The sequence below is a fragment of the Streptomyces sp. NPDC001890 genome (assembly GCF_042891445.1).
GTDB lineage: Bacteria > Actinomycetota > Actinomycetes > Streptomycetales > Streptomycetaceae > Streptomyces.
Genome location: NZ_JBIATE010000032.1, coordinates 16,511 through 39,768, shown reverse-complemented (window position 1 = coordinate 39,768; position 23,258 = coordinate 16,511). Strand labels below are relative to the sequence as shown.

The 23,258-nt window shown below is 68.6% G+C and carries 24 protein-coding genes; 17 read left to right on the top strand and 7 right to left on the bottom strand.

Annotation, left to right across the window (positions count from 1 at the left end):
* The first annotated feature begins 31 nt into the window (after positions 1-31).
* The 8 genes from ACFYY1_RS38005 to ACFYY1_RS37970 all read left to right on the top strand — a co-directional run bounded on the left by ACFYY1_RS38005 (position 32) and on the right by ACFYY1_RS37970 (position 9,332).
* Complete coding sequence (locus ACFYY1_RS38005; RefSeq protein WP_388593973.1) at positions 32-1,108, top strand: branched-chain amino acid aminotransferase; 1,077 nt, start codon at positions 32-34, stop codon at positions 1,106-1,108.
* Between the two features lie 231 nt (positions 1,109-1,339).
* The gene (locus tag ACFYY1_RS38000; protein WP_388593971.1) at positions 1,340-2,983 is read left to right on the top strand and encodes an ABC transporter transmembrane domain-containing protein; all 1,644 of its coding nucleotides are present in this window, start codon (positions 1,340-1,342) and stop codon (positions 2,981-2,983) included.
* Entirely contained in the window at positions 2,980-4,743 is a 1,764-nt protein-coding gene (locus ACFYY1_RS37995) for an ABC transporter ATP-binding protein (RefSeq protein WP_388593968.1), read from the top strand. The genes ACFYY1_RS38000 and ACFYY1_RS37995 overlap by 4 nt, the downstream gene beginning before the upstream one ends.
* Positions 4,744-4,886: 143 nt before the next feature.
* Positions 4,887-5,642 (top strand): SDR family oxidoreductase, encoded by a 756-nt coding sequence (locus ACFYY1_RS37990; RefSeq protein ID WP_388593966.1) that lies wholly within the window; start codon positions 4,887-4,889, stop codon positions 5,640-5,642.
* A gap of 41 nt (positions 5,643-5,683) precedes the next feature.
* Complete coding sequence (locus ACFYY1_RS37985) at positions 5,684-7,072, top strand: condensation domain-containing protein (RefSeq protein ID WP_388593963.1); 1,389 nt, start codon at positions 5,684-5,686, stop codon at positions 7,070-7,072.
* A gap of 63 nt (positions 7,073-7,135) precedes the next feature.
* Positions 7,136-7,438, top strand: a complete 303-nt coding sequence (locus ACFYY1_RS37980) for a Dabb family protein (protein ID WP_388593961.1) — start codon at positions 7,136-7,138, stop codon at positions 7,436-7,438.
* Positions 7,439-7,580: 142 nt separating this feature from the next.
* The gene (locus ACFYY1_RS37975) at positions 7,581-8,219 is read left to right on the top strand and encodes a hypothetical protein (protein WP_388593959.1); all 639 of its coding nucleotides are present in this window, start codon (positions 7,581-7,583) and stop codon (positions 8,217-8,219) included.
* Positions 8,220-8,264: 45 nt separating this feature from the next.
* Positions 8,265-9,332 carry a protein kinase family protein gene (locus ACFYY1_RS37970; RefSeq protein WP_388593956.1) on the top strand — a complete coding sequence of 356 codons (1,068 nt, stop codon included), beginning with the start codon at positions 8,265-8,267 and terminating at the stop codon, positions 9,330-9,332.
* A 6-nt stretch (positions 9,333-9,338) separates the two neighbouring features.
* Here ACFYY1_RS37970 and ACFYY1_RS37965 read toward each other — a convergent pair whose 3' ends face one another.
* The 3 genes from ACFYY1_RS37965 to ACFYY1_RS37955 all read right to left on the bottom strand — a co-directional run bounded on the left by ACFYY1_RS37965 (position 9,339) and on the right by ACFYY1_RS37955 (position 11,511).
* A complete protein-coding gene (locus tag ACFYY1_RS37965) occupies positions 9,339-10,658 on the bottom strand; it encodes a hypothetical protein (RefSeq protein WP_388593954.1) in 1,320 nt (439 codons plus the stop codon).
* A 50-nt stretch (positions 10,659-10,708) separates the two neighbouring features.
* Positions 10,709-10,948: a phosphopantetheine-binding protein gene (locus ACFYY1_RS37960; RefSeq protein WP_388593952.1), complete on the bottom strand. Its 240-nt coding sequence runs from the start codon at positions 10,946-10,948 to the stop codon at positions 10,709-10,711.
* A gap of 356 nt (positions 10,949-11,304) precedes the next feature.
* Positions 11,305-11,511 (bottom strand): DUF5988 family protein, encoded by a 207-nt coding sequence (locus ACFYY1_RS37955; RefSeq protein ID WP_388593950.1) that lies wholly within the window; start codon positions 11,509-11,511, stop codon positions 11,305-11,307.
* A gap of 139 nt (positions 11,512-11,650) precedes the next feature.
* Here ACFYY1_RS37955 and ACFYY1_RS37950 point away from each other — a divergent pair, with 139 nt between their 5' ends.
* Genes ACFYY1_RS37950 through ACFYY1_RS37940 form a run of 3 tightly spaced genes read left to right on the top strand, consistent with a single transcriptional unit; the run spans position 11,651 to position 14,176 of the window.
* The gene (locus tag ACFYY1_RS37950; protein WP_358950522.1) at positions 11,651-11,983 is read left to right on the top strand and encodes a hypothetical protein; all 333 of its coding nucleotides are present in this window, start codon (positions 11,651-11,653) and stop codon (positions 11,981-11,983) included.
* A gap of 60 nt (positions 11,984-12,043) precedes the next feature.
* Positions 12,044-13,606 (top strand): helix-turn-helix transcriptional regulator, encoded by a 1,563-nt coding sequence (locus tag ACFYY1_RS37945; RefSeq protein WP_388593948.1) that lies wholly within the window; start codon positions 12,044-12,046, stop codon positions 13,604-13,606.
* Positions 13,607-14,176, top strand: a complete 570-nt coding sequence (locus ACFYY1_RS37940; RefSeq protein ID WP_388593945.1) for a transcriptional regulator — start codon at positions 13,607-13,609, stop codon at positions 14,174-14,176.
* A 45-nt stretch (positions 14,177-14,221) separates the two neighbouring features.
* Here the strand turns inward: ACFYY1_RS37940 and ACFYY1_RS37935 are convergent, their stop codons facing one another.
* From ACFYY1_RS37935 to ACFYY1_RS37925, 3 genes are all read right to left on the bottom strand, one after another.
* A complete protein-coding gene (locus tag ACFYY1_RS37935; RefSeq protein WP_388593942.1) occupies positions 14,222-14,986 on the bottom strand; it encodes an SAM-dependent methyltransferase in 765 nt (254 codons plus the stop codon).
* Between the two features lie 96 nt (positions 14,987-15,082).
* Positions 15,083-15,289: a YdeI/OmpD-associated family protein gene (locus tag ACFYY1_RS37930; protein ID WP_388593940.1), complete on the bottom strand. Its 207-nt coding sequence runs from the start codon at positions 15,287-15,289 to the stop codon at positions 15,083-15,085.
* 130 nt (positions 15,290-15,419) lie between these two features.
* Complete coding sequence (locus tag ACFYY1_RS37925; RefSeq protein ID WP_388593938.1) at positions 15,420-16,355, bottom strand: NADP-dependent oxidoreductase; 936 nt, start codon at positions 16,353-16,355, stop codon at positions 15,420-15,422.
* 138 nt (positions 16,356-16,493) lie between these two features.
* Between ACFYY1_RS37925 and ACFYY1_RS37920 the strand changes: the two genes are divergently transcribed.
* The gene (locus tag ACFYY1_RS37920; protein WP_388593935.1) at positions 16,494-16,874 is read left to right on the top strand and encodes a winged helix-turn-helix transcriptional regulator; all 381 of its coding nucleotides are present in this window, start codon (positions 16,494-16,496) and stop codon (positions 16,872-16,874) included.
* 18 nt (positions 16,875-16,892) lie between these two features.
* On the opposite strand, the gene ACFYY1_RS37915 is transcribed toward ACFYY1_RS37920, so the two are convergent.
* On the bottom strand, positions 16,893-17,648 hold the full coding sequence (locus ACFYY1_RS37915; RefSeq protein ID WP_388593933.1) for a helix-turn-helix domain-containing protein: 756 nt from the start codon (positions 17,646-17,648) through the stop codon (positions 16,893-16,895).
* Positions 17,649-17,874: 226 nt separating this feature from the next.
* Between ACFYY1_RS37915 and ACFYY1_RS37910 the strand changes: the two genes are divergently transcribed.
* The 5 genes from ACFYY1_RS37910 to ACFYY1_RS37890 all read left to right on the top strand — a co-directional run bounded on the left by ACFYY1_RS37910 (position 17,875) and on the right by ACFYY1_RS37890 (position 23,235).
* The gene (locus ACFYY1_RS37910; RefSeq protein WP_388593931.1) at positions 17,875-18,543 is read left to right on the top strand and encodes a DUF4097 family beta strand repeat-containing protein; all 669 of its coding nucleotides are present in this window, start codon (positions 17,875-17,877) and stop codon (positions 18,541-18,543) included.
* A gap of 45 nt (positions 18,544-18,588) precedes the next feature.
* The gene (locus tag ACFYY1_RS37905; RefSeq protein WP_388593928.1) at positions 18,589-19,398 is read left to right on the top strand and encodes an alpha/beta fold hydrolase; all 810 of its coding nucleotides are present in this window, start codon (positions 18,589-18,591) and stop codon (positions 19,396-19,398) included.
* A gap of 213 nt (positions 19,399-19,611) precedes the next feature.
* Positions 19,612-20,928 (top strand): amidohydrolase family protein, encoded by a 1,317-nt coding sequence (locus ACFYY1_RS37900; RefSeq protein WP_388593925.1) that lies wholly within the window; start codon positions 19,612-19,614, stop codon positions 20,926-20,928.
* 152 nt (positions 20,929-21,080) lie between these two features.
* A complete protein-coding gene (locus ACFYY1_RS37895) occupies positions 21,081-21,815 on the top strand; it encodes a GntR family transcriptional regulator (RefSeq protein ID WP_388593922.1) in 735 nt (244 codons plus the stop codon).
* A 166-nt stretch (positions 21,816-21,981) separates the two neighbouring features.
* Entirely contained in the window at positions 21,982-23,235 is a 1,254-nt protein-coding gene (locus tag ACFYY1_RS37890) for a hypothetical protein (protein ID WP_388593919.1), read from the top strand.
* Positions 23,236-23,258: the final 23 nt, after the last annotated feature.

The window sequence follows — 23,258 nt, the reverse complement described above, 5'->3', positions numbered from 1 at the left end:
CCAGCAGTACGTCCACCGCCGGAGGGAGGCCATGAGCGCCGGATTCCCGCTGTCCCGGACCGATCGTCCGGTGCCGGAGTCCGAGCGCGCCAGGATTCTCGCGGAACCCGTGTTCGGCTCGCACTTCACCGATCACATGGCCTCGGCCGCATGGACCGCGCAGGACGGGTGGCACGACCGCAGGATCCGCCCGCTCGAACCCTTCAGCCTTCACCCCGGAACCGCCGTCCTGCACTACGCGCAGGAGATCTTCGAAGGTCTGAAGGCGTACCGCCATGCCGACGGCAGCGTCTGGCTGTTCCGGCCGGAGGCCAACGCCCGCCGCTTCGCCCGCTCAGCCCGCCGCCTGGCACTGCCCGAGCTGCCGGCAGCGGATTTCCTGGCCGGTGTGGAGGGGCTGATCAGGGCGGACGAGTCCTGGGTTCCCCCGTCCGACGGCGAGCGGAGCCTGTATCTGCGCCCCTTCATGTTCGCCGCCGACCCGTTCCTCGGCCTCCGGCCCGCCACGCAGGTGGTGTACGCGGTGATCGCGACCCCGTCGGGCTCCTACTACTCCCACGGCATCACTCTGTGGGTGAGCGATCGGTACACCCGAGCGGCCAGGGGCGGGACCGGTGCGGCCAAGTGCGGTGCCAACTACGCGGCGGGACTGGCCGCGGAGATCGATGCCCGGGAGCACGGCTGCGACCAGGTCCTGTACCTGGACAGCGAGGGGGAGGGGACGCTGGAGGAATCAGGCACGATGAACCTGTGCCTGGTCACCTCCGGCGGAGAGCTGATCACACCCGCGCTGGGCACGATCCTCGACGGAGTGACCCGCGACAGTGTTCTCACCCTGGCCGCCGGCTTCGGCCTCGCCCCGGTGGAGCGGACGGTCACGCTGGACGAGCTGCGCCGCGGAGCCGCGGACGGCACCATCACCGAGGTGTTCGCCGTCGGGACGGCCGTGGTGGTCACACCGGTCGTCGCCTTCAAGGGAGAGGGCTACGAGTTCGTCATCGGCGACGGCACTCCCGGGAAACAGACGACGACCATGCGAAAGCACCTGCTGGACATCCAGCACGGCCGAGCGGAGGACAGCTTCGGCTGGATGCGACGAGTGCTTTAGACCGACCGGCAATCGGGGGGTGGGAGAAGGAGCGGTGAGTCCGACGCGTGAGCCGACGGGAGCAATATGAACAGCCCTGCATCAGAGGCATCCATCACTGATGTTCAGGCCGACGCACGGCCTGGAAGCCGTGCGAAGCCGACAACTCGTCCTGCGCCGGAGCGGACGGATCCGGCCCCCGGTTCCGCTTCGCGGCTACTGCTCCGGGGAATCCGTCGCAACGCATCCGGCGTGGCACGTTCCTTCGTCCTGCTGGCCGCCTGGCAGCTGTCCGAGGCGATGGTGTCCGTGGTGGTGGGCCTGAGCATCGACCACGCGGTGGCGGGCGGCGGCGTCGTCGACCTCGCCGGGGCGGCCGGCGCGCTGGTCCTCGTCTTCGCCTCACTGATGCTCACGTACCGCTACGGTGCCGCCGAGGCGTTCCGGATCGACCAGGGGGAGAGCCACCGGCTCCGGGGCGAGATCGCACACCACGTCCTTCGGCCCCTCGGCGCACGGACCGGCACCCTGCCCGGCGCCACCCTCTCCCTGGCCACCACCGACGCGACGAGCGTCGGAGGGTTCACCCGGTCCGTGGGCTATACGTTCGCCTCGGCGGTCGCGGTGCTGGTGAGCGCGGTCATCCTGCTGCGCATCGACATCGCGATCGGGCTCGTCGTACTGCTCGGCGTGCCGGTCGTGCTGGCCGTCATCCAGTTCGTCACGCCCGTACTGTCCCGTCGCAACCTCGACCAGAAGACCGAGATCGCCAGAACCAGCGGTGCGGCGGCGGACCTGGTGCGCGGCCTGCGCGTCATCAAGGGCATCAGCGCGGAGGACGAGGCCGCCGCACGCTACCGGGTACGGAGCCAGCTCGCCAAGGCCGCGGGCATCCGGCTCGCCGGCTCCTCCGGGGTCCTGGAGAGCCTGTCCACCGGGCTCAGCGGAGTGTTCCTGGCCGGTGTCACCCTGCTCGCGGGCCACCGGGCACTGGACGGAGCCATCACGGTCGGGCAACTGGTCGCCATCGTCGGCCTCGCCCAGTTCCTCGCGGTGCCCGTCCAGGCGCTCGGCCGGGTCGGCGCGCAGGTGGCGTCCGCATACGCCTCCGCCTCCCGCATCGTCGAGTTCCTGCACAAGCCACCGCTGCTGGCCGACGGCGTCGTGGAACCGCCGGGCGACTCGGCACCGGTGCTCTCACTCAAGGACGTGACCACCGGTGCGCTGAACGGATTCACCCTCACCTCCCGGCCCGGCGAGCTCCTCTGCCTCGTCGTGGACGATCCGGCCGTCGTCGCCACTCTGACGGGCGTGCTGGCCGGAGAGACACACGGCGAGGAAATGACCGGCGAAGTCCTCCTCGACGGGGCCGCGTCGAGCGACCTCAGCATCCGAGCCCGCGCCGAGCGCCGCCTGGTGAACCCCCATCACACCGAAATTCTGGAAGGCACGTTGCGCAGCAATCTCGATCCGGACGGCCGGTACAGCGACACCGATCTGGCGGACATCGTCGGCGCGGCGGCGGCACAGGACATCGTCGCCCTCGACGAACTGGGCCTGGACCAGCCGGTGACCCCCTCCGGCGCGACCTACTCCGGTGGCCAGCGGCAGCGCATCGCGTTGGCCCGTGCGCTGGCGGCCGACTCCCCGATCCTGCTTCTCGACAACCCGACGACCGCGGTGGACGTGGTCACCGAACAGGACATCGCGCTCGGCATCCGGGCCCTGCGACACGGCGCCACGAGCACCCGCACCACCTGGATCATCACCACGAGTCCCGCCCTGCTGGCCCAGGCCGAGCGCGTGGTACTCGTGGAAGGCGGCCGTGTCGTGGCGGAGGCCACGCATCGGGAACTGCTCGGCCGGCCCGGGTACCGGGAGCTGGTGCTGCGATGAGCCAGGACCTGCTGCCGGTCGCGACCCACCGGGAGACCTTCGCCCTGCTGGGCCGCATGGCCTGGGCGGACCGCTGGGCGACCGCGGTCGCGGCCCTCACCATCGTCCTGGCGAGCGCCGCCGGCGTCGTGTCGCCCTGGGTTCTGGGCACCGTGGTCGATGACATCCGTGCGGGGCGCGACACCATCCTCTCCTCGGCGCTGATCATCGCTCTCGCGACAGTGGCGGCCGCGGTGCTGGGAGGCCTGTCGGCGGTTGCGCTGGCGCGGGCGGGCGAGCCGGCCCTGGCCGAACTGCGCGAGCGCGTACTCGTCCGGGCGTTGCGCCTTCCTGCGGACCGGATCGAGCGGGCCTCCGCCGGAGACCTGCTCTCGCGGCTCTCCGACGACGTGCGGACCGTGTCGGAAGGGCTGAAGGGTGTCATTCCCCTCGTCCTGGGCTCGGCCGTCACGGTGGTGTTCACCTCCGCCGGCGTGCTGGCCCTGGACTGGCGACTGGGCCTGGCCATGCTCGCGTCGGCGCCGCTCTATGTGCTCGGGCTGAGGTGGTTCCTGCCACGCTCCGGGCGCTTGTACCGCGAGCAGCGGATCGTGCAGGGAGAGCGCGCCGAGGCACTCCTCGCGGGAGTCGACGCCGCTCCGACGGCGCGGGCCTTCGGGACGGGCGACGCGCTGCGCCGACGGATCGAGGTCACCTCCGGGCGGGCCGCGGACGTCTCCGTCTCCGTGTACCGGCTCACGCTCCGTTTCCTGAACCGGAACAACCTGGCGGAGTTCTTCGGGCTGGCCGCGGTCCTCGGTCTCGGGTTCGTCCTGGTGCGGAACGGCCTCACCAGCGTCGGCGCGGTGACCGCGGCGGCGCTCTATTTCCTCCGTCTCTTCACCCCCATCGGAGGACTGCTCTTCACTTTCGACCAGTTCCAGGCGGTCGGCTCGGCGCTGGCCAGGCTGGTGGGCATCGCCACGATGCCATCGGCCTCGGACCCCGCCCCGGCCGTCGGCCCGGGAGAGGTCGTTCTCTCGGGGATCACCCATCAGTACGCGCCGGGCAGACCGGTCCTGCGCGACGTCGATCTGCGGATCGCGGCCGGTGAGCGGATTGCCCTGGTCGGCGCCACCGGAGCCGGCAAGACGACACTGGGCGCGATCGCCGCGGGCGTGCTCCGGCCGACCCATGGCACGGTGACGGCGGCCGGGCTTCCGTACGGCCCCGAGCGGGCCGGTTCCGGCTCGGGTGTCTTCCTGGTGACCCAGGACGTCCATGTCTTCGCCGGCAGCGTACGGGAGTCGCTCACGCTGGTGCGGCCGACGGCCTCGGACGAGGAGATCCACGACGCACTGGCGGTGACGTCGGCGGATCGGTGGGTCGCGGCGCTCCCCGACGGCCTGGAGACGATCATCGGCGATCACGGGCATCGACTGACACCGGATCAGGTACAACAACTCGCCCTGACACGGATCGTGTTGAGGAATCCCTGGTTCGTCGTCCTGGACGAGGCGACCGCGGAGGCCGGTTCGGCGGGCGCACACCTGTTGGACAGAGCCGCCGAGGCGGCGATGGAGGGCCGGACCGCCCTGGTCGTGGCGCACCGGCTCTCCCAGGTGCGATCGGCCGACCGCATTCTCGTGATGCACAAGGGCGCCATCACCGAACAGGGAACTCACGACGACCTGCTCGCGATCGACGGTCGTTACGCGACGCTCTGGCGGGCCTGGTCCGATCACCGTTCGCCGGCCGATCGGCCAGGTGGACACGGCTGACACGGCTGACACGGCTCGGGAATGTCCTGGTGCCGGTGTACCGCAGGCAGGGGACGGCGCATCCCCGGCCGTCCCGCATATTCGCACTCGGAGAAGGGGCAGAACGCCGGGGCCCGGCCCACCGGGCCCGGCGGAGTATCGCCATGAATCTTGAACTGAAGGACAAGGCGTTCGTGGTCACCGGAGGGTCGCGGGGCCTGGGGCTGGCCGCGGCCGGAGAGCTGGTCGCCGAAGGCGCACGCGTCGTCATCGCGGGGCGCGACGGCGAGCGGGCCGCGGAATCGGCGGCCCGGCTCGGCAGCAGTGCCGTCGGAGTCGCCGCGGACACCGCCGATCCCGCCACGCCCGATCGGCTGATGGCAACGGCACGTTCCCACTTCGGACGCTTCGACGGGATGCTGATCAGTACCGGAGGGCCACTGCCGGGAGCTGCCTCCGTCATCACCGAAGCCCAATGGCGGGAGGCGATCGATTCGGTCTTCCTCGGCCCGGTACGGCTTGCCCGGGCGGCGGTGGACCAGCTCCCCGAAGGGGGCGTGGTCGCCTTCGTTCTCTCCAGTTCGGTGTACGAGCCGATTCCAGACCTCGCCCTGTCGAATGGTCTCCGCCCCGGTCTGGCGGGTTTCGCCAAGTCCCTGGCGAACGAGGTCGGACCACGTGGGATCCGGGTCGTGGGCCTTCTTCCGTACCGCATCTACACCGAAAGGGCCCGCGAAATAGATACGTTGACCGGAGATGCCCAGGAAATCCGTGAGCGCAACTCTGCAGAGATTCCGCTGCGCCGATACGGCACTCCGGATGAATTCGGCAAGGTGGCGGCTTTCCTGATGTCTCCCGCGGCGTCCTACCTCACAGGCGTCATGGTTCCGGTGGACGGAGGCGGCCTGCGAGGGTTCTGACTCCTGAGCCCCCGGCCATCCCGAACAGAGAGGAACAAGACGTGTATGCGACTTACAGGACACGCTTCCTGAACATTCCATTCAGTGGAAACAGGTCAGGAACCTTCGTACTCACATGGGGGCAGCGCTGGATATGGAACTCTGTCTCTTCGCGTGCCCCGTACTACGCAGACCTGAACGACAGCCACATCATCCAGGCTCCTGAGCAATGCGACCTGGACACGATATCCCGTTCCCTCGGCGCACTCCTCAATCGCTATGAATCATTTCGCAGCAGATTTTCCGTATCGCTCGATGAGCAGCCGTACCAAATGGTTCTGAACAGCGGAAACCTACGGGTCGAGGTGCGTGATGTAGCCGAGGAGGACGCGCGATCGACGGCCGGCATCATCGAGGCAGAGTTCAACTGCATCCCGTTCACGGCGCCCGAAATTTCCTTCCGCGCTGCGGTCGTGACTTCAGGCGGCATGCCAAAATTTATTGTTCTCTGTGCTTTTCACATGGCCATGGACTGTCATGGGATGGTACTCGCTCTGGAAGATTTTCGATCCTTGGTGAGTGATCACCCGGTCGACGCGGAAGGAGTGGCGGCCGATGACATGGCACATCCGGTGGACCGGGCACGCATGGAAGGGGAGCCGAGATCTCTCCGGCGTTCGGCCCAAGGAATCAGATTCTGGGAGGAAGAGCTTGCCAAGTTCCCGGACAGCTCGTTCCCGGAGCCCGTTCAACGGCCGGAGAGCCCTCGCTACAAGACGTTCGCGATGCACTCCGTCGCCGTGCGTGCGGCGTCGCTCAAGTTGTCTCTGGAATTGGGCGTCAGCACCGCATCGGTCATTCACGCCATGGCAGCCGCTCTGGTGGCTAAGAGAACACAAAATGGCCTGACCGGATTCATCATGGCCGCGAGTCATAGATACGATCCTGCGTCGATGCGCTATCCAGGAACCCTGGTCCAGGGTGTTCCGGTGGCCATCGATGTGTCCCGAAGGACCCCTCGCGAGCTCATCGCCCATACTCATCGCGCGGCGATGCTGGCCGCTCTCGGAGGGCAGTGCGACCCCGTTCACCTGGCCGAATCCATGAGCAAAGCGTATGGACCCGAGGGGATCCGGGCGAAGCTGGCATGCACGGTGAACCTCAGCCTGCCCGCTGCCGCAGATCCTCTTCCTCCGACCGACGCAAGGGGACTCACCAGGTCTCAGGCGGCGTGTCTTCTCAGCGAGTCCCGGTACGAGTACGTCGAGGGAACCCCGGTGGAGAACGATCGGTTCCATCTCGCTGCGCACGGTTCACCGTCGGACTTCCACATAACTCTCCGAGTCGATACGGCGACACTCGCATCGAACGGCATCGTAGATTTTCTCCGAGAGCTGGAGCACTTCGTCATCGATTGTCTTCCAGAAACCGAAACGGCGAGCCGGCCGTAGAACTCGACCGCTGTCCGGTGCTCCAATTCAGCTGACCCGAAACGATCAAGGGGCGGAATACAAATGATCCGGCATGTTGTGCTCTTCAAATTTCACGACGGTGTGGACTACGGCGATCCGCGCTTCCTCCGCGCGGAGGAAGAAATTCATGATCTTCCGAACCATGTTCCTGAGATACTGCAATGGGAGTGCGGGCGGAATGTCGCTGAGCGAAATATAGCGTATGACTACGCGGCCATCGGAGGCTTCGAGGACAGAGATGCTGTGGAAGCGTACCTCTACCACCCCGTTCACGTACGCGGCGTCGACAGTTGGCGTGAATTTTCCACCTGGGTGATGGCGGATTTCGAGACACCACCGCAATGACTGCCGACCTGTCCGCGTGAGAATCGAACCGTGCCATGAAGAATGGCGTGGAAACTTCCACGCCGGGGGACTCCGCACGAGTCCACCCCTCTCCGTAACCACCTCCTCGGGATCGGTGAAGCAATTGCATACCAGAATGCACATGCCGGACGTTCCGGAACCCGCCTTCCGTGGTGAGACGAACCGTGTCGGGCACTACAGGTCCGCGGCTACGCTGGCCGATGACCCGGCCGGGCTGACCTGCAGTGTCGACGCGGGAATGAAGTGGGCCGTCGAAGGGCGGGCGAGTGCTCTGATCGGATATCCGACATTCGAATCGGCTGCGGAGAGCGTGAAAGCCGGCAGGCATGACGCCTTTTTGGTCGCCGGAGCCTATCCGGAGATCCGGTCCTTCTTCTTCGACCCTGAACTCAAGGCGGTCGAGGCGTTCATAGCCACGCTTCCGGACATGGTCCTCGCGGCTCCCGACCAGAACGCGAATGGTGCTACGGAGTTCTCCAGGATCTATCATCATCCGGCCACTGTCCCGCTGCTGGCGACCATCAGCCGTTCCAGCCTTTCCCAGACGGAGCAGGTCACCTCGAACAGTCTTGCCTGCCGTCGGGCCATGGCTGAAACGGGCAAGGCCGCGGCGATAACCAACGCCATATGTGCGGAGCACTACGGGCTGAGCGTCATTGATGTCCTTTCGGCCGGAACGCCCATGAGCTTCGTGGTGTTCGAAAGATCGGAAGGCTCGCCGGACAGGCGAAGCGAAGAGATGCGTGGGGTTCACCGATGAATCGCCGGCGGAGCCCGGGCGGAGGTAGCAGTGAGAGTCCCGGACATGTCACATGACGCCCGGCTCACCACTCACAGCACGGTCTCCGCCTCGCTGGCTCTGTGTGATGAGGGCGCGTTGCGCGAACTCGTGGACGCCGCGGTGCCGATCGGTTTCGGCCACGGCGGGAAGTCGGCTCTGCTGAACGTCGCCGGAACCACGGTCTTCGTGAAGCGTGTCCCCCTCACCGACCTGGAGATGCGGCCGGAGAACGTCCGGTGCACGGCGAACCTGTTCGGGCTACCGGTCTTCTGCCAGTACGGCATCGGCGGGCCGGGTTTCGGGGCCTGGCGGGAGCTCGCTGTGCACACCATGACGACGGACTGGGTGGTCAAGGGGGTGCACGAGGGATTCCCCCTCCTGTACCACTGGCGGGTCCTGCCCGACTCGACGCCCTTGCCCGAGCAACTGGCCGACATCGAAAGGGCAGTTGCCTACTGGGGCGGCGGGGAGCAGGTACGTCACCGGATCGAGGCGCTGCGGCAGTCGCCGGCGAGCATCGCGTTGTTCCTGGAGTACCTCCCGCAGAACCTGCATCAGTGGCTGCGCGGGCAGGTCGAATCGGGCGACGAGGCCACCTGCCGGGCCCTCACCATGGTGGAGAAGGGCCTGGCGGAGGGAACCGCGTTCATGAACAGTCGCGGTCTCCTCCACTTCGACGCCCACTTCGACAACATCCTGACCGACGGCCGTCGCCTCTACTTCACGGACTACGGCCTCGCTGTCTCCTCCCGGTTCGAGCTGTCGCAGGGCGAGACGGGCTTCTTCGACCGGCATCAGACCTACGACCGCTGTTACACCGCCACGTATCTGGTGAACTGGCTGGTCACCGCTCTGTACGGATATCAGCCGGAGGACCGGGAGGGCCGCAGCGCGCTGGTGCGTGCTTTCGCGGAGGGGAAGCGCCCCACGGGAGTGCCCGCGGCGGCCGCAGCGATCCTTGCCCGGGACGCGCGGATCGCCACAGTGATGTCGGACTTCAACCGCAAGCTCCGGTACGAGAGCAGGAGCACCCCCTACCCGCTGGAGGAGATCCGCCGCATCGGAGGTGTGTACGGCCCGCCCGCCGACTGACAGAGGTCAGGATCCGCACGTCAGCGTGGTGAGATCCCGTTCCAACAGCATCAGGAAATCTTGTGTTTCCGTCGACGTGAAGCATGACGGGTTGGCGAACATCGAGATCTGTACGTCCGACTGTGTTTCAAGAAATTGAATCCAGAAATGAAGATTGCTCCTGCTCACCGGAGGATCTTCCTCCAGCTCTGCGGAGCCGTGGCAACGGCCGTTCACGGGAGGGCGGCTCATCGCATCCAGTTCCCGTGGCTCGCTCAGAAAGTTCGCGTGATAAAGGAAGTCGTCCGCATCGTGCCCCCGGAGCGAGCCGATGGATTGCTCGACCGAGTTGCGCTCGACCGGGTCGTATGCACCGTTCTGCAGCGATCGGAGAATTTCCCGATTCGCGGACCTGCTGCCCACGATTCCATCTTCTGATGTGGAGTCGAAGAGTGCGATGCTGCGCTGTGCCAATATTCCGGCGTAGTCGTCGGTGGAATTATTGTTCCTGTTGGAAGACATTACTGGGAGTATGCACTGTGGTACATCGAAGCGTGAGCAGAGGCGTCGGGCCAGCACGCCGTAGTATATTGCCGACCTGAGGCTTCTGGTCTGTATCGCGAAGCGATCGACGGATGACAGTACGGCTGGAGACCTGAGCGTGAAATGAGGGAGCGAGTCCTTCGATCCGCCCTTGCTGGCAGATGGTATCAGGGGAGACGAAAGGCCCGACAGGCGATTCTTCCAATGAGCTATTCCCTTGGAATTCGCGTCACGCCCTGCTTGCGAGGATTCGTAGACCACTCGCTCAAGGGGCTGCGCAACTGCCGGCGTCGACGGGCGCTGCGACAGGTTGTGCAGATACCGCGCTCTCAGGACAGCGCCTCCTGCCGCATCCGCCACGAGGGGGCTGGCCACGATGTGAACGCTGTGGAGCGCCCCGTTCCGGGCGAAGAAGGCCACCTGGACGGGTGGGGCCGAACTGTAGTCCATCCGTTTTGAGAGCATTTCTTCGGTCACTTCATGCACTCCGTCACCAGGAGGCATGTCATGGATCGCGATGTGTGCTGAATAATCGGATATCACTGTCTGGGTCGGTTGGTCGCCGGTGTCGCAGTAAGTCGTTCTGAGCGTTTCGCAGTCCTCGATCAGCTGAATCAGGGCCCTCACCCCCGCCGGTACCCCCACCTCCGGCGGAACTGGAATGGTGAGAAGGGTGTTCAGCCTCGCTTGATCATTCCTCAGACTCTGCAGGGTGTCCCACATGGCCCTCTGCGCCCAGGTGAGTGGTGACGAGACATTGCCACGTGCCCCTGGGATGTGAATTTCTTCGATCTGCACAGACATCGGAAATCAGCCTTTCGGGCGGACCGGGGTGGGCGCTGAGGGTGCGTGCTTCAATCTTTCCCGGTTCTTCCTCCGTCGATTGTTTCTGTGAATTCTTTGAAGTTCTCCGCGGTGAGGAGGTCGAGTATGTCGACTTCTCTCCGAAGGGATTCTTCGAGTCGGGTCGCCATCTGCACGGCAAGGAGTGAGTTTCCGCCAAGGTTGAAGAAACTGTCGGAGGCGCTGACCTGTGTGTCGAATATTTCGCTCGCTATATTGATCACTATGGTCAGATCTTCTGAGGACCCCATATTTCTTCCCTTCGTGGCAAGAATTGTCCGGAATTCGAGTGGAATTGGACCGGATTGATGGGAAGCGCTTTCTGCGAAGCTACCACAGGGGTGAGTTCATGTCACTGCTGTGTTGACGACCGGCATTGCACTGCGGGGGAGCGGTGGTGTCTTCGTCTATTCGCTTATGAATTCCCGCGCTAATATCACGTTGGTGTGGTTCGTGCCGAATTGCGCCTCGGTGCTGCGTGGCTGCGTGGCTGGGGGGCGTCGCTCGCGTACATGGCCCCGGGTGAGTGTGTGCGCCGCCGCCCCGTATTTCGCGACGCGGCGGCGGATGACGCCTGAGGGCTGATCCGGTGGTCTGCGCGGGGGTCCTACCCGGGGACCTCGGTGCGCTCCCACCACTCGTAGACGGGCAACTGACCCTCGGCCGTTTCCTGCTGGCGTGCCGTGGCCCTGAAGTGTTCGTACCCGCCACGGAACGGGATCTTGATGTCGGGCCCGGGTTCGGCGAGGGGGACGATCCGGTCGGGGAGATCGTCCGGCCCGCCTTCGAGGACTGCTTTCGCTGCGTCGGTCATGGCGAGAGTTTCTCCGGGCGGTGGTCCGGCTCCTTCGTGACGCGCCGAAGGGCTCACCGCGGCCTGCCGTGCCCCACTCCGACGGCGTGCATGGTAACTTTCCAACAAGTTGAACAGTATGGCGCCGGGAGGTGGACGGGTGCTGCAGATCCAGATCGGTGCCGAGCGCGCGGCGGACCCGGACGACCGCCTGATGCGGACCACCCTCGGGTGGCGCCGGGGCATGAGCGAGGACGAGGCATGGGAAGCCGGCCGGGGCATCTGGAAGTTCAACGCCGACCGGGCCCTGTCGCAGGACGAGGTGCAGATCATCAACACCGAAGGCACGGTCCTCGCGGTCGCCAGGATCATCGGAATCTCCAAGCACGGTGACCGCTACGCTCTCGAAGGCGAACTCCTGCGTGCCGACCCCCGGGTCGGCCGCCCGACCCGTAGCCCGCATCTGTCCCGTAACCCCGTCACCTACATCTGATGTGCCCGATACGTCCGATGGGCCTCATGACACCCCAGTCGCCGCGAAAGGAGCGCTCCGGTGAGTGACTTCGACGCCATCGACGCGCTGCTCGCGGACGTCGGTCCGCAGGCCGAACTCCCGCCGCCGGACGTCCGGCGCGAGCTGCGGGAGCAGGCCAGGCTCTCCAAGGCCCAGGTGGCCCGGGCGCTCGGTGTGAGCCCCAGCACGGTCGGCGCGTGGGAGGGCGGCCGCGAGCCGTCGGACGAGATCCGCGCCAAGTACGCGTACCTGCTGGACGGACTGGCCGCCAAGTTCCCCGCCGGGACGGGGCAGGGAGCGGTGCCCGCCGAGGAGGAGGCCGAGGCCGAGGACGAGGGAGCAGGCGAAGTCGAGGGCGCGGGTGAGACCGGGACCGCGGGTGAGACCGGGGACGAGGTGGAGTCCCTCGCCGCCGCCGAGCCGTGTGTGCTGTGCGGAGCACCGGCCAGGCACCGGGTGGCGGGCTTCACCCAGCACCTGGACCCGTCGGACTGCCGCCCCGCGACCGCGCCGCAGCCCACCGCCGAGCAGCCGGCTGCCGAGCAGCCCGCCGCCGCGCAGCCCACCCCGCCCCCCGCCCGGCCCGCCCGGGGCCCGGCCAAGCGTGCGTTCCAGGAGCAGTCCGGGCCCGGGGACCTGATCGGGCAGACGGTGCAGGCGGCGCTCGCCGAGCACCGGGGCGACGTCGAAGCGGCCCTCGCGGCGCTGCTGAAGCGGGCGATCCCGGACGCGATGCGGCTGCTCGACGAGACCCGCAAGGGCGCGCGGTACGACATCGTCGCGCACCCGTGGATCCCGGACATCCTGCGCAAGCAGACCTCCAAGGGCGCGGACCGGATCTGGGAGGCGCGCCCGAAGTGGACCCGCCATGAACTGCCGCCCGGCCGCCACGAGGTGACCGCACTCGACATCAACGGCGCCTACCTCTCCGCCCTGAAGACCCACCTCCCGCTCGGCCAGCTGGAACACAGCGCCGGATTCGCCCACGACCGCCGCCGCGCCGGCGTCCACCTCATCACCCCGCCCGAGTGGGAACACGGGGCGGTGCTGCCCAACCCGATCGGCAACCGGGACGAGCCCGGCCCGCTGTGGGTCACCGAACCGACCCTGCGCCTCCTGCTCCGCCTCTCCGGTCCCAAGCACGCCCTGTGCGCGCCCCCGGAGATCCACGAGTCCTACACGTCCGGGGCCACGGAGAACCTGCTGGAGAAGTTCCGCGTCGCCCTCAAGGAAGCCAGGGACACGGCGATCGCCGACGGCGACGAGGTGACGCTGGAGTACGTGAAGGCGATGTACTCGAAGTTCGTCTCCACGATGGGGGAGTCGAACTACAACCGGGAGCTCTACCGCCCGGACTGGATGCACATCATCCGCAGCCAGGCGTTCGCCAACCTCTGGATGAAGGCCCTCAAGGCACATGACGAGGGACTCACCGTCGTACGCGCGATGGGCACCGACGAGCTCCACGTGATCGGTGACTGGCACCGTGTCTTCCCCGAGGGCCGTGGCGTGACCGAGGTCAAGATGAAGGACACCTACACCGCGGGCAGAGCCGAGACCGAGGACACCGAGGACATGTCGGGGATGGGGGAGGAGGGGTAAATGCCGGAGAGGACCATCGACTTCGGGAAGTTCGGCGCCCGGGGGATCAAGGGCAGCGACGCCGTCGCACGCAAACTCGACGAGCTGGCGGACGGCGTCGTCACCCCGGTGACCGTGAAGCGCGGCCTGATGGCGCGCCTGCACTACCTGACGAGGACGGAGCACAGCCGCCGGGCGGCCCGGGACGCCGGGCTGACGGTGACCGACCGCACGCTGAAGGCGTGGCTGGAGGAGAAGCGCCGCCCGACCAGCGCCAACCTGGAACGCATCGACGCCGCCTACCGTCAGGTGCGTCGCCAGAACGTCGCCCGGTATCTCCTGCGGCGCCTGAACGCCGACGGCGGGACGCGGGTGGAGATCCACCCGCTGAACCAGTCTCAGGTGCCGCGTCCGCTTCAGCGGCTGGTGGAGTACCGCACGATGAACGTCCGACGCTGGGACCGCATCGTCGAAGCCTGGGCGGCCGGTGACCACCAGGGCCTGGACGACGCCTGGGAGGACGTCATCGTCGACCTGGGGTCGCAGTGGGGTCAGTACGAGTACGTCACCAACATCGGCTTCGCCGCGTAGCCGACCCCGACCCCGACCCAGGCCCCGGCGCTGTGCGGGAAATGCTCAGTCCACGGGGATCAGCGTGAGGTAGGCCATCCCGAGCACTCCCCGGTAGCCCCGCAGCCAGCTCGCCCGGTGCCGGTCGACTCGCTCGCGGGTCTCCGGCGCCAGCGGGTGGTCCGGGTGAGCGGCCAGCCACTCCTCCACGTCCGACTGGTAGCCGGACTCGAACTCCTCCCACTCGTCCTCGCCGGCTGTCTCGATCCAGGCGGGCCGGAACCCGGCGGCCACCGCGACATCGACGAGTCCCGCCAGGTCGTGGTGTTCGTCGGCACGGGCGTCCGGCCACATCGCGGCCAGTTCGGCGGAGGTGGGGGAGCGCTGCCAGAAGGTCTCGGCGAGCAGGACCCGCCCCCCGGGCGCGACGATCCCGCGCAGCGCACGCAGCGCGTCGGCACTGTGCAGGGGCGGTTCCTCGTCGCTGAGGGCGTGACTGGCCCCGAGACACAGGACGAGGTCGGCGGGTCCGTGGGACGTTCCCGCGGCGGATCCCTCGACGAACTCCACACGGCCGGCCAGCGCACGGGCCTCGGCATTCGCGCGCCCCCGGGCGAGGTCCTTGCCGTTGAGGTCGACGCCGATCCCGGTCGCCCCCGGCACCGCGTCGAGGACGCGGAGCATCAACTCCCCCCAGCCACAACCGATGTCCAGGACCCGCGCCGGGGCGGCCCGGCCGAGCCGGTCGACGATCCGTGCGGCTCGCGCCTCGGAGAGCGGACCGTGGAAGGTGAGCCGGGTCAGGCGCGGCGGAAGATCGTTCTCAGTCATGCGGCGCAGGTTAGCTCCGAAGGGCCCGCCACGAACACCGAGTTATCGCCCGCCATCATCGGCGAAGCCGTCGCCCAGCCGCACACCGCCCTCGGCTCATTGCGGCGGATCGGTGTGCGCCAGCCGGTGCAGGGCCTTGTCGAGCCGGGCCTTCCGGTTCTCCGGGGTGAGCGCCCGGAGCAACGGCAGGATCAGCTGGTAGCGCCCCGACCGGTCGAGCGCCTCGAACGCGCACGCACCGCCCCGGACCAGGACCACGTCGCAGCGCCCCGGAACGGGGGAGTTTCCGGGGCGCTGCTGCATGTGGTGCGGCGGTTGGTCTGCTCCCAGCGTGGACCCTCGTACTGTCGTTCTGCTGATGTCCGGCTGATGTGGTGCTGATGCCGGCGGCCGATGCCCGTGCCGGCGCCGGGACGATGACCCGAAGCCCCCGTCAGGGAACCAGGACCAGTCGGCCGCGGATGCCGCCCTCGGCCAGTCGGCGGTGGGCCTGTGCCGCCTCGTGGAGGGGCAGGGTGTCGGCCACCCGCACGGTGAGCTGTCCCGTCCCGGCCAGCGAGGAGAGTTGGGCGAGGGCATCGGCGTCCGCCGCGATCCACTGCTCGGTCACGGTGATACCGCGCAGTGCCACGGGCGCGGCACCGCCGACGACCGAGACGAAGGCGCCGCGGTTGCGTACGGCACCCAGCGCCGGGATCCCGACCACGGCGGCGTCCAGGGCGGCGTCCACACCGCCCGGCACCAGCGCGCGAACGGCCTCGGCGAGGTCGGCCGAGCGGGGCACGAACCACCGGGCACCCGCCGCCCGGACGAACGCCTCGTCCCCGGCCGCGGCGCTCGCCACCACCCGCAGCCCGCGCAGGGCGGCCAGCTCCACCGCGTAACCGCCCACCGCACCGGCCGCACCGGTCACCAGCAGGGTCGAGCCCGGCTCCGGGGCCAGCAGGTCCAGGGCCTGGAGGGCGGTGAGTCCGTTCAGCGGCAGCGTCGCGGCTTCGACGGCCGAGAGCCCGGTGGGCGCCGTCGCGACCGCGGTGGCGTCGAGCACGACGAAGTCCGCATAGGTGCCGAGGGAGAGGTCGAGCCTGTCCCGTACCCCGATCACCCGGTCGCCCGGGGAGAACGCCGTCACTCCCGGACCGACCTCGTCGATCCGGCCCGCGACGTCCCAGCCCAGGCCGATGACCTCCCTGGGTGCCATCAGTCCCGCCGAGAGGAGATTCCCGGAGCGGGTGGCCGCGTCGACCGGATTGACCGCGGCTGCTTCGACCCGCACCCGTACCTGCCCGGCTCCGGTGGCCGGCACCGGCACGTCCACCAGCTCCAGCGCCTCCGGTCCGCCCACTGTCCGTACCACGATCGCGCGCACGCGCAGCCCCTTCCTCGGTTCCTCGGTCGATCGGTCCAGCGGTCCTTCGGCTTCCGATCAACTGGGGCGAACCTAAGGGGAGTTACTCTCCATGGGGAAGAAGGCACTTCAAGGTGCCCAGGGAACGCAAGGAGAGCCATGGCAACGCGAGCCGAGGCACGTGCCGCATACGACGCCTACCTCGCCGAGTGCCCCGCGAGGCACCTGCTGGACCGCATCAGCAACAAGTGGGTCAGCCTGATCGTCAACGCCCTCGCCGAGGGGCCGCAGCGCTACACCGAGCTGTCCCGGAGGCTGGTGAGCGTCAGTCAGAAGATGCTCACCCAGAGCCTGCGCAACCTGGAACGGGACGGTCTGCTCACCCGGACCGTCACACCATCGGTGCCGGTCCGGGTCGACTACGCCCTCACTCCTCTCGGGGAGAGCCTGGTTCCGGTGATGCAGGCGATCAAGATGTGGGCGGAGGCGAACATGGACGAGGTCCTGGCCGCCCGGTCCGGCTATGACGCGGAGGCCTGACGCGGCGGGCGGACCTGCTCATCCGCGGTCCGGAGGGGGTGTGGCCGCTTCGCCCGAAGTCGGTTCGGGGGGCGTGCTGAGGATCTCGCGGGCCTGCTCCGCGGCGCGGGTGATGCTCTCGCCGACGAAGTCGACGAAGCGGGCGATGTTCTCCAGGCGGACGGCGGCCGGGGTGTCGGGGCCGAGGATGCCGACCCCCTGCCGGGCGGTCCGGGCGAGCTGGGCGTTGGCCCGCGCGGCGGCGATCATCGACCGGTACCAGACCTCGTCGTCCACGAGGTAGCGCTCGCGGCGGCGTTCGTCCCGTTCGCGGCTGATGAGGCCCTGGCTTTCGAGGTAGGCCATCGCTTTGGAGATGGACGCCGGGCTGACCTGGAGGCGCTGGACGAGTTCGGACGCGGTGAGGCTGCCCGCGTCGCTGGTGAGCAGGCAGGTCAGCACCCGGGCCATCATCTGGGGCAGGCCCTGCTGCATCAGGAGGGTGGTGAACACCTCCTCGTACTCGCGCACGGCCTCGGTGTCGCGTCCGTGGACCTGCTCGGGCGCCTGCGGTCCGCGAGGAGTGGCCTGCCTGCGCCGGTGGGCGCGGCGTTCGGTGGCGCGGTGGGCCAGGTCGGCGCGGTAGGCGGTCGGGCCGCCGTTGCGCATCACTTCGCGCGTGACCGTGGAGGTGGGACGGTCCAGGCGTCTGGCGATCTCCGCGTAGGCGAGCCCGTCGGCCACCCCCAGCGCGATCTGCTGGCGTTCCTGCTGAGTGAGTCTGCCTCCCGGCACCGCGATCTCCCTTCACGCTTCCCTGGTGCCTCCAGCATAGCGTTCACTCTCCATCCAATGCAACGAGCAAGGTGGCTGACGTTGCGTTAAAGACAGAATCATTGCAACGATAATTGGCCTCTCATCTGCACTGATGGCCATAGAGTGCAACAAGCTTGTTGCTCAATCCTCGAACGCAACGTAGCGTTTGCGATGTCAGAAACGACGAACGCAAGAGGAGAGCACCATGCAGAACTTCGACACCGCCACCCCGATCTCCGCCGTCCTGGACATCCCCGCCGGGCGCGTGCAGTTCATCGCCGCCGACCGGACCGACACCACCGTCGAGGTCCTGCCGGCGAACGCCTCGAAGAGCCGCGACGTGAAGGCGGCGGAGCAGACCGAGGTCGCCTACGCCGACGGCGTTCTGCGGATCGGCGCCCCGGCGGCGAAGCACCAGTACTTCGGCCCCTCCGGATCCATCGAGGTCACCGTCCAGCTGCCGGCCGGATCCCGGGTCGAGGTGAAGTCGTCCTGCGCCGAACTCCGGGGCGTCGGACGGTTCGGTGACATCGCCTTCGAGGGCGCGCAGGGCGCGATCAAGGTCGACGAGGCCGCGGGCGTCCGCGTCACCACCTCCGGTGGCGACGTGTCGATCGGCCGTCTGGGCGGCCCGGCGGAGATCAGCACCGGACGCGGTGACATCCGGATCGCCGAGGCCGTGCGCGGCGCGGTCGTGCTGCGCACCCAGATGGGCGACGTGTCGGTCACGGCCGCCGCCGGAGTCTCCGCCTCCCTGGACGCCGGCACCGGCTACGGCCGGATTCACAACGCGCTCAAGAACGCCGACGGCGACGCCGTCCTGAACATCCACGCGACCACCGACCACGGCAACATCGACGCCCGCAGCCTCTGAGGGCACCCTCCCCGATCCGCTTCCAGCTCCGGAGAAAGAGGAACCATGACCACCATCGAGCAATCCGCCTGGACCGGCATGGTGCCGGTGGACGACACGGCCCTGGCCGTCACCGACACCGGCGGTCCCGGAATCCCCGTGCTCTACCTCAACGGTCAGTTCGCCACTCAGGGGTACTGGCGGCGGACCATCGCCCAACTGGGCACGGGATGGCGGCACATCACCTACGACGAGCGGGCGCGCGGCAGGAAGTCGAAGTGTTCGGCGGACTACTCCTTCGCCGCCGCCCTGCGGGACGTCGATGCCGTTCTCGCGGCCAGGCGAGTGGACCGGGCGCTGGTGGTGGGCTGGTCCTACGGAGCGTTCGTCGCGGCGCACTGGGCCGGCCGGAATCCGGACCGGGCCCTGGGCGCGGTGCTGGTCGACGGCGCCTTCCCGCACGACTGGCTCGACGAGGCCATGGAGCAGCGGATCCGGAAGCTGTTCCGGCGGATGGGCTGGTTCACACCGCTGCTGCGCCCGACGGGCCTGACCCCGCGGATGAGTGCCGAGCAGCAGGCGGACAGCAACATCGAGCTCGGCAGGCTCTCCCGCGAGCGCGAGCTGGGCCCGGTGCTGGACGGCATCACCGTCCCGGTGCGGTACGTGGTCGCCTCGGGGACGTCACTGGGAAGCCGCGGTGACGAGCAGGAGCGGATTCGGGCCAGCCTCGACGGGGTGACCGCCCGCAACCCGCACATCAGGATCAGCGCGAAGGTCGCCAGCAACCATGGCGCGATCCTGAAGAAGGACTCCCTGGCCATCGCCGACGCCGTACGCGAGACCGGGGCGACCGGCCGGACCACGACGCCCTGACCGGCCGGTCCATGTGCGGGGTGCGGCCGGCGCGCTCGCCTTGATGCGCACTTGATAGACGAAATATTCGTATACCAACACCTGTGCGGCGAGAGATTCATGGGGGGAATTCCGGACGAATGCTGCGATGGCCCCTGAAGGCCTTGTTCGGCCCGCCGCGTTGGTATACAAACTGGTTTCCAATCGCATCCCGTGCCAAGCCGAAGGAGTCCCATGACGCCCCCTCCCTCCACGCCGTCCCGACGCGGTGTCCTCGCGGGCGCCGCATCCCTGGCGGGTGCCGGTGTCGCCATGTCCGCCGGTATCCCGTCGGCGGTGGCCGACTCCCGCCGCGACTCACGCCGTGAGCCCCGCAACGCGGTGGTCTTCCGCGACGTGCGGCCCATGGGTGCGGCGAAGCCGGTGGACCTCACGGTCGTCGACGGCCGCATCACGCGCGACCCGGCGCCCCGGGGAGCCAAGGTGATCGACGGCGGCGGGCGCATCGCCCTGCCGTCCTTGGTCGACGCGCACATCCACCCCGACAAGACGACGTGGGGCGGTGAATGGGTGTCGCGCAAGCCGGCCGGCACCATCGCCGAACTCGCCGAGCAGGACGCGGAGTTGTTCCGCAGCCAGCGCCGGCCGGTGTCCGAGCGCGCGTACGCGCTCATGTCGCACGCCGTCACCCGCGGCACGCGTGCCATGCGGGCGCACGCCGACATCGCCCCGGCCTACGGCCTGGCCTCCGTGGAAGGCGTGGCGCAGGCACGCGAGCGGCTCAAGCACGCCCTCGACGTACAGATCGTGGCCTTCCCGCAGCACGGCGTCATCCGCAAGCCCGGCACGGCCGAGCTGCTCACGGAGGCCGCCCGCAGCGGACTCATCGACATGGTCGGCGGACTCGACCCGATCAGCTTCGACCACGCCATGGACGAGCAGCTGGACCTGCTCTTCGGTCTCGCCGACCGGTACGGCGTCGGCGTCGACATCCACCTCCACGACCGGGGCGCGAACGGCACGACGGTGCTGCGCGCCATCATCGACCGCACCCGGGCCCTCTCCCTCAAGGGCAAGGTGACCGTCAGTCACGTCTTCTGCCTGCCCGGCCTCTCCGACGCCGAACTGGCGAAGACCGCCGCGGACCTGAGCGATCTGGACATCGCCCTGACCACCGTGGCGCCGAGCGCGTCGCTGGTCCTGCCGATCGAGAAGCTGCGCGAGTACGGCGTACGGGTCGGGCTCGGCTCGGACGGGGTGCGTGACTCCTGGAGCCCCTTCGGCAACGCGGACATGTTCCACCGGACGCACCTGCTCGGCTGGGTCACGGACGTCCGCCTCGACAAGGAACTGTCCGACTGCTTCGACGCCGGCGCGCACGGCGGTGCCGATGTCATGCGGCTGCCCCGCGCCGACCTCTCCCCGGGCTCGCCGGCCGACTTCGTGCTGGTTCGCGCCGAGTGCGTGCCGCAGGTCGTGGTGGACATGCCCGCGCGCGACATGGTGGTGCACGGCGGACGCGTGGTCGCCCGCGACGGCCGACTGGTCTGACGGGTGTCGGTTCCCGGCTCCCGGACCCGGACCGGGTGACCCCGGTGGCGTCCCGTCGCCCCAGCCTACGCATAAGGTGACGGGACGCCCCGGACCAGGACCGGGACCGGGCGGCCGGGACAGGCCGGGAAGGCACAGGGAGGACGGCACACGTGACGGCAGGCACCGGCCGGAAGGGCGACGGAGAACAGCCGTCCGCCCCGGCGACGCGCACCCCGCTGAGCGAGGTCGCGCGCCAGGCCGTCAGGGATCGCATCATCGACGGCAGCTACGCCCAGGGCACCCGGGTGGTGGAGCGCGAGATCGCCCAGGACCTCCGGATGTCGCGGGTGCCGGTGCGCGAGGCACTGCGGGCCCTGGTGGAGGAAGGGCTGCTCGACCTGTTGCCGCACAGCGGCGTACGGGTGCGCCGGCTGGAGCGCGCCGACGTGGAGTACCTGTACGACGTGTGGGAGCCGCTGGCCATCCAGGCGTCCCGCCTCGCCGCCCGCCGCGTGGCCCGGTGCGCACCGGGTGGGCCCGGGGCCCTGGCGGAGCTGCGGGCCGTACTGGAACGGGCGGAGGCGGCCGCCTCCGCCGGGGACCGGACCCGGGAGAACGGCGCCGCGACCGCCTTCCACGAAGGCATCGTGGCCCTCGCCGACAACCCGCTGCTGGCCCAGCTCATGCAACGGCTGAACGGCCAGCTGCGACTGCTCTTCGGCCTGAACACGGAACCCGCCCCCATGCGTGCCCAGCACGGTGAGATGTACGAACGCATCGCCGCGGGAGACGCCGACGCGGCGGCGGCGATCACCCTCCTCCACGTACGCAAGAGCCGGGAGCTGGCCCTGCGCGCGGTGACGGGGACAGGCGGCCCGGACGCGGACCGCACGACCGAGGTGTGAGAGCCGCGCAGCGGGAGCCGGGACACCGACAGCGTTTCGACGAGCGCGTTTCGGCCTCGGGTCCGCGCCCGGCCTCGACCGGCCTCGACCGGCCCGAGGCCGGACATCTACGCTCGACGTCCGGGCGACAGTGATCGCGCCGGACGGGTTCTGAGGGGGATGCGCGATGCGCGCTGGGTGGATCAGGCTGTGGCAGTGGACGGCGTGGGGCGGGATCGGACTGAGTCTGTACGCGGGCTGGTTGACGTTCGATGACATCCGGGACCGCGCTTCCAGCGAGCGCGACATCAGCGCGGCATGTGACCGGCTGGTGTCCGGGGCCGCGGTGATGGACCTGCAGGGCGGGATGGTCCGGGCAAGGGGCGGCGACGACGACGAGTTCAGGCTCGATGTGGACGAACTGCCCAGTTCCTGCACCGTCTTCAAGGTGCCTGGTTCCGGTGGGATCACGAGACTGTTCACCTTGTCGGTGCGGGCCAGTGACACTTCCGAGCCGGTGTACCGGATCGGTGATGACACCGATCTTGAGCCGTTCCGCGACAGCCGTGTCAGTGGGAGACCCGATGTCACCGCGATCGCCGACCGGCGCCCCGAATCGCGACCGATCGGCGATGGCACCCTGGGCCGGTACGGAAACTGGTACACCGCCATCCGCGCGGAGTGCGGTCCCGGCAGCCGCGCCACGGCCCCGAAGCTGCTGACCGTCACGGCCCGTGCCGAATACGCCGACTACGAGGAGGTCTCCGCAGCGGACCGTGAGCGCCTCACCCACATCGCCCGCTCGGCCACCGAGGAGCTCATCGACCGGATCGGCTGCCGGAGCCGGCTGCCCGCCCTGCCCGACCACCAGTTGGCGCCCGTACCGACTGCTCTCCGCCCCGCGCGGGCGACGGACGGTTCATGCCGCTGGTTCGCCCGGCACGTCGAGGAGCGAGGGCAGGGCCGACTGCCCGACCGTGCCCTCGCGGTACCCACCCTGGACACGTCCCCGACCGAAGGCTGCCTGCTGGCGGTCAGCCCCGACCAGGTGGGCCGTATCGCGGACGGCTTGGACGGCGCCGATCAGGATTACGCGAGCGCTGCGCTCACTTTCGCACCGTGGTGGCTGCGCACCGTCTCCTACTTCGGCGCGGAGGCGCGCGCGGTGGGATACGAAGAGAGGGGCGACGAAGGGAGGGACGACGAAGACAAGATCATCACAGCGGGAACGGCCGGACACGCGAGCGGCGCATGGTGGGCCTCCTCCGTCTGCGACGGCAAGCCCGCCCTGCACACCCTCAGCGCCGGCTACACCTATGACAACGTGCTCGCCCCCCGGACGCTGTCGGCCCTGTTCCGCGCCTACGTGGACGACATCACCGAGCGACGCGGCTGCACCCACGTGACGTACCCGGACGCGAAGGATTTCGGCGCCCCCTGAGCCGTGTGGCGGGGGTGCTCCTC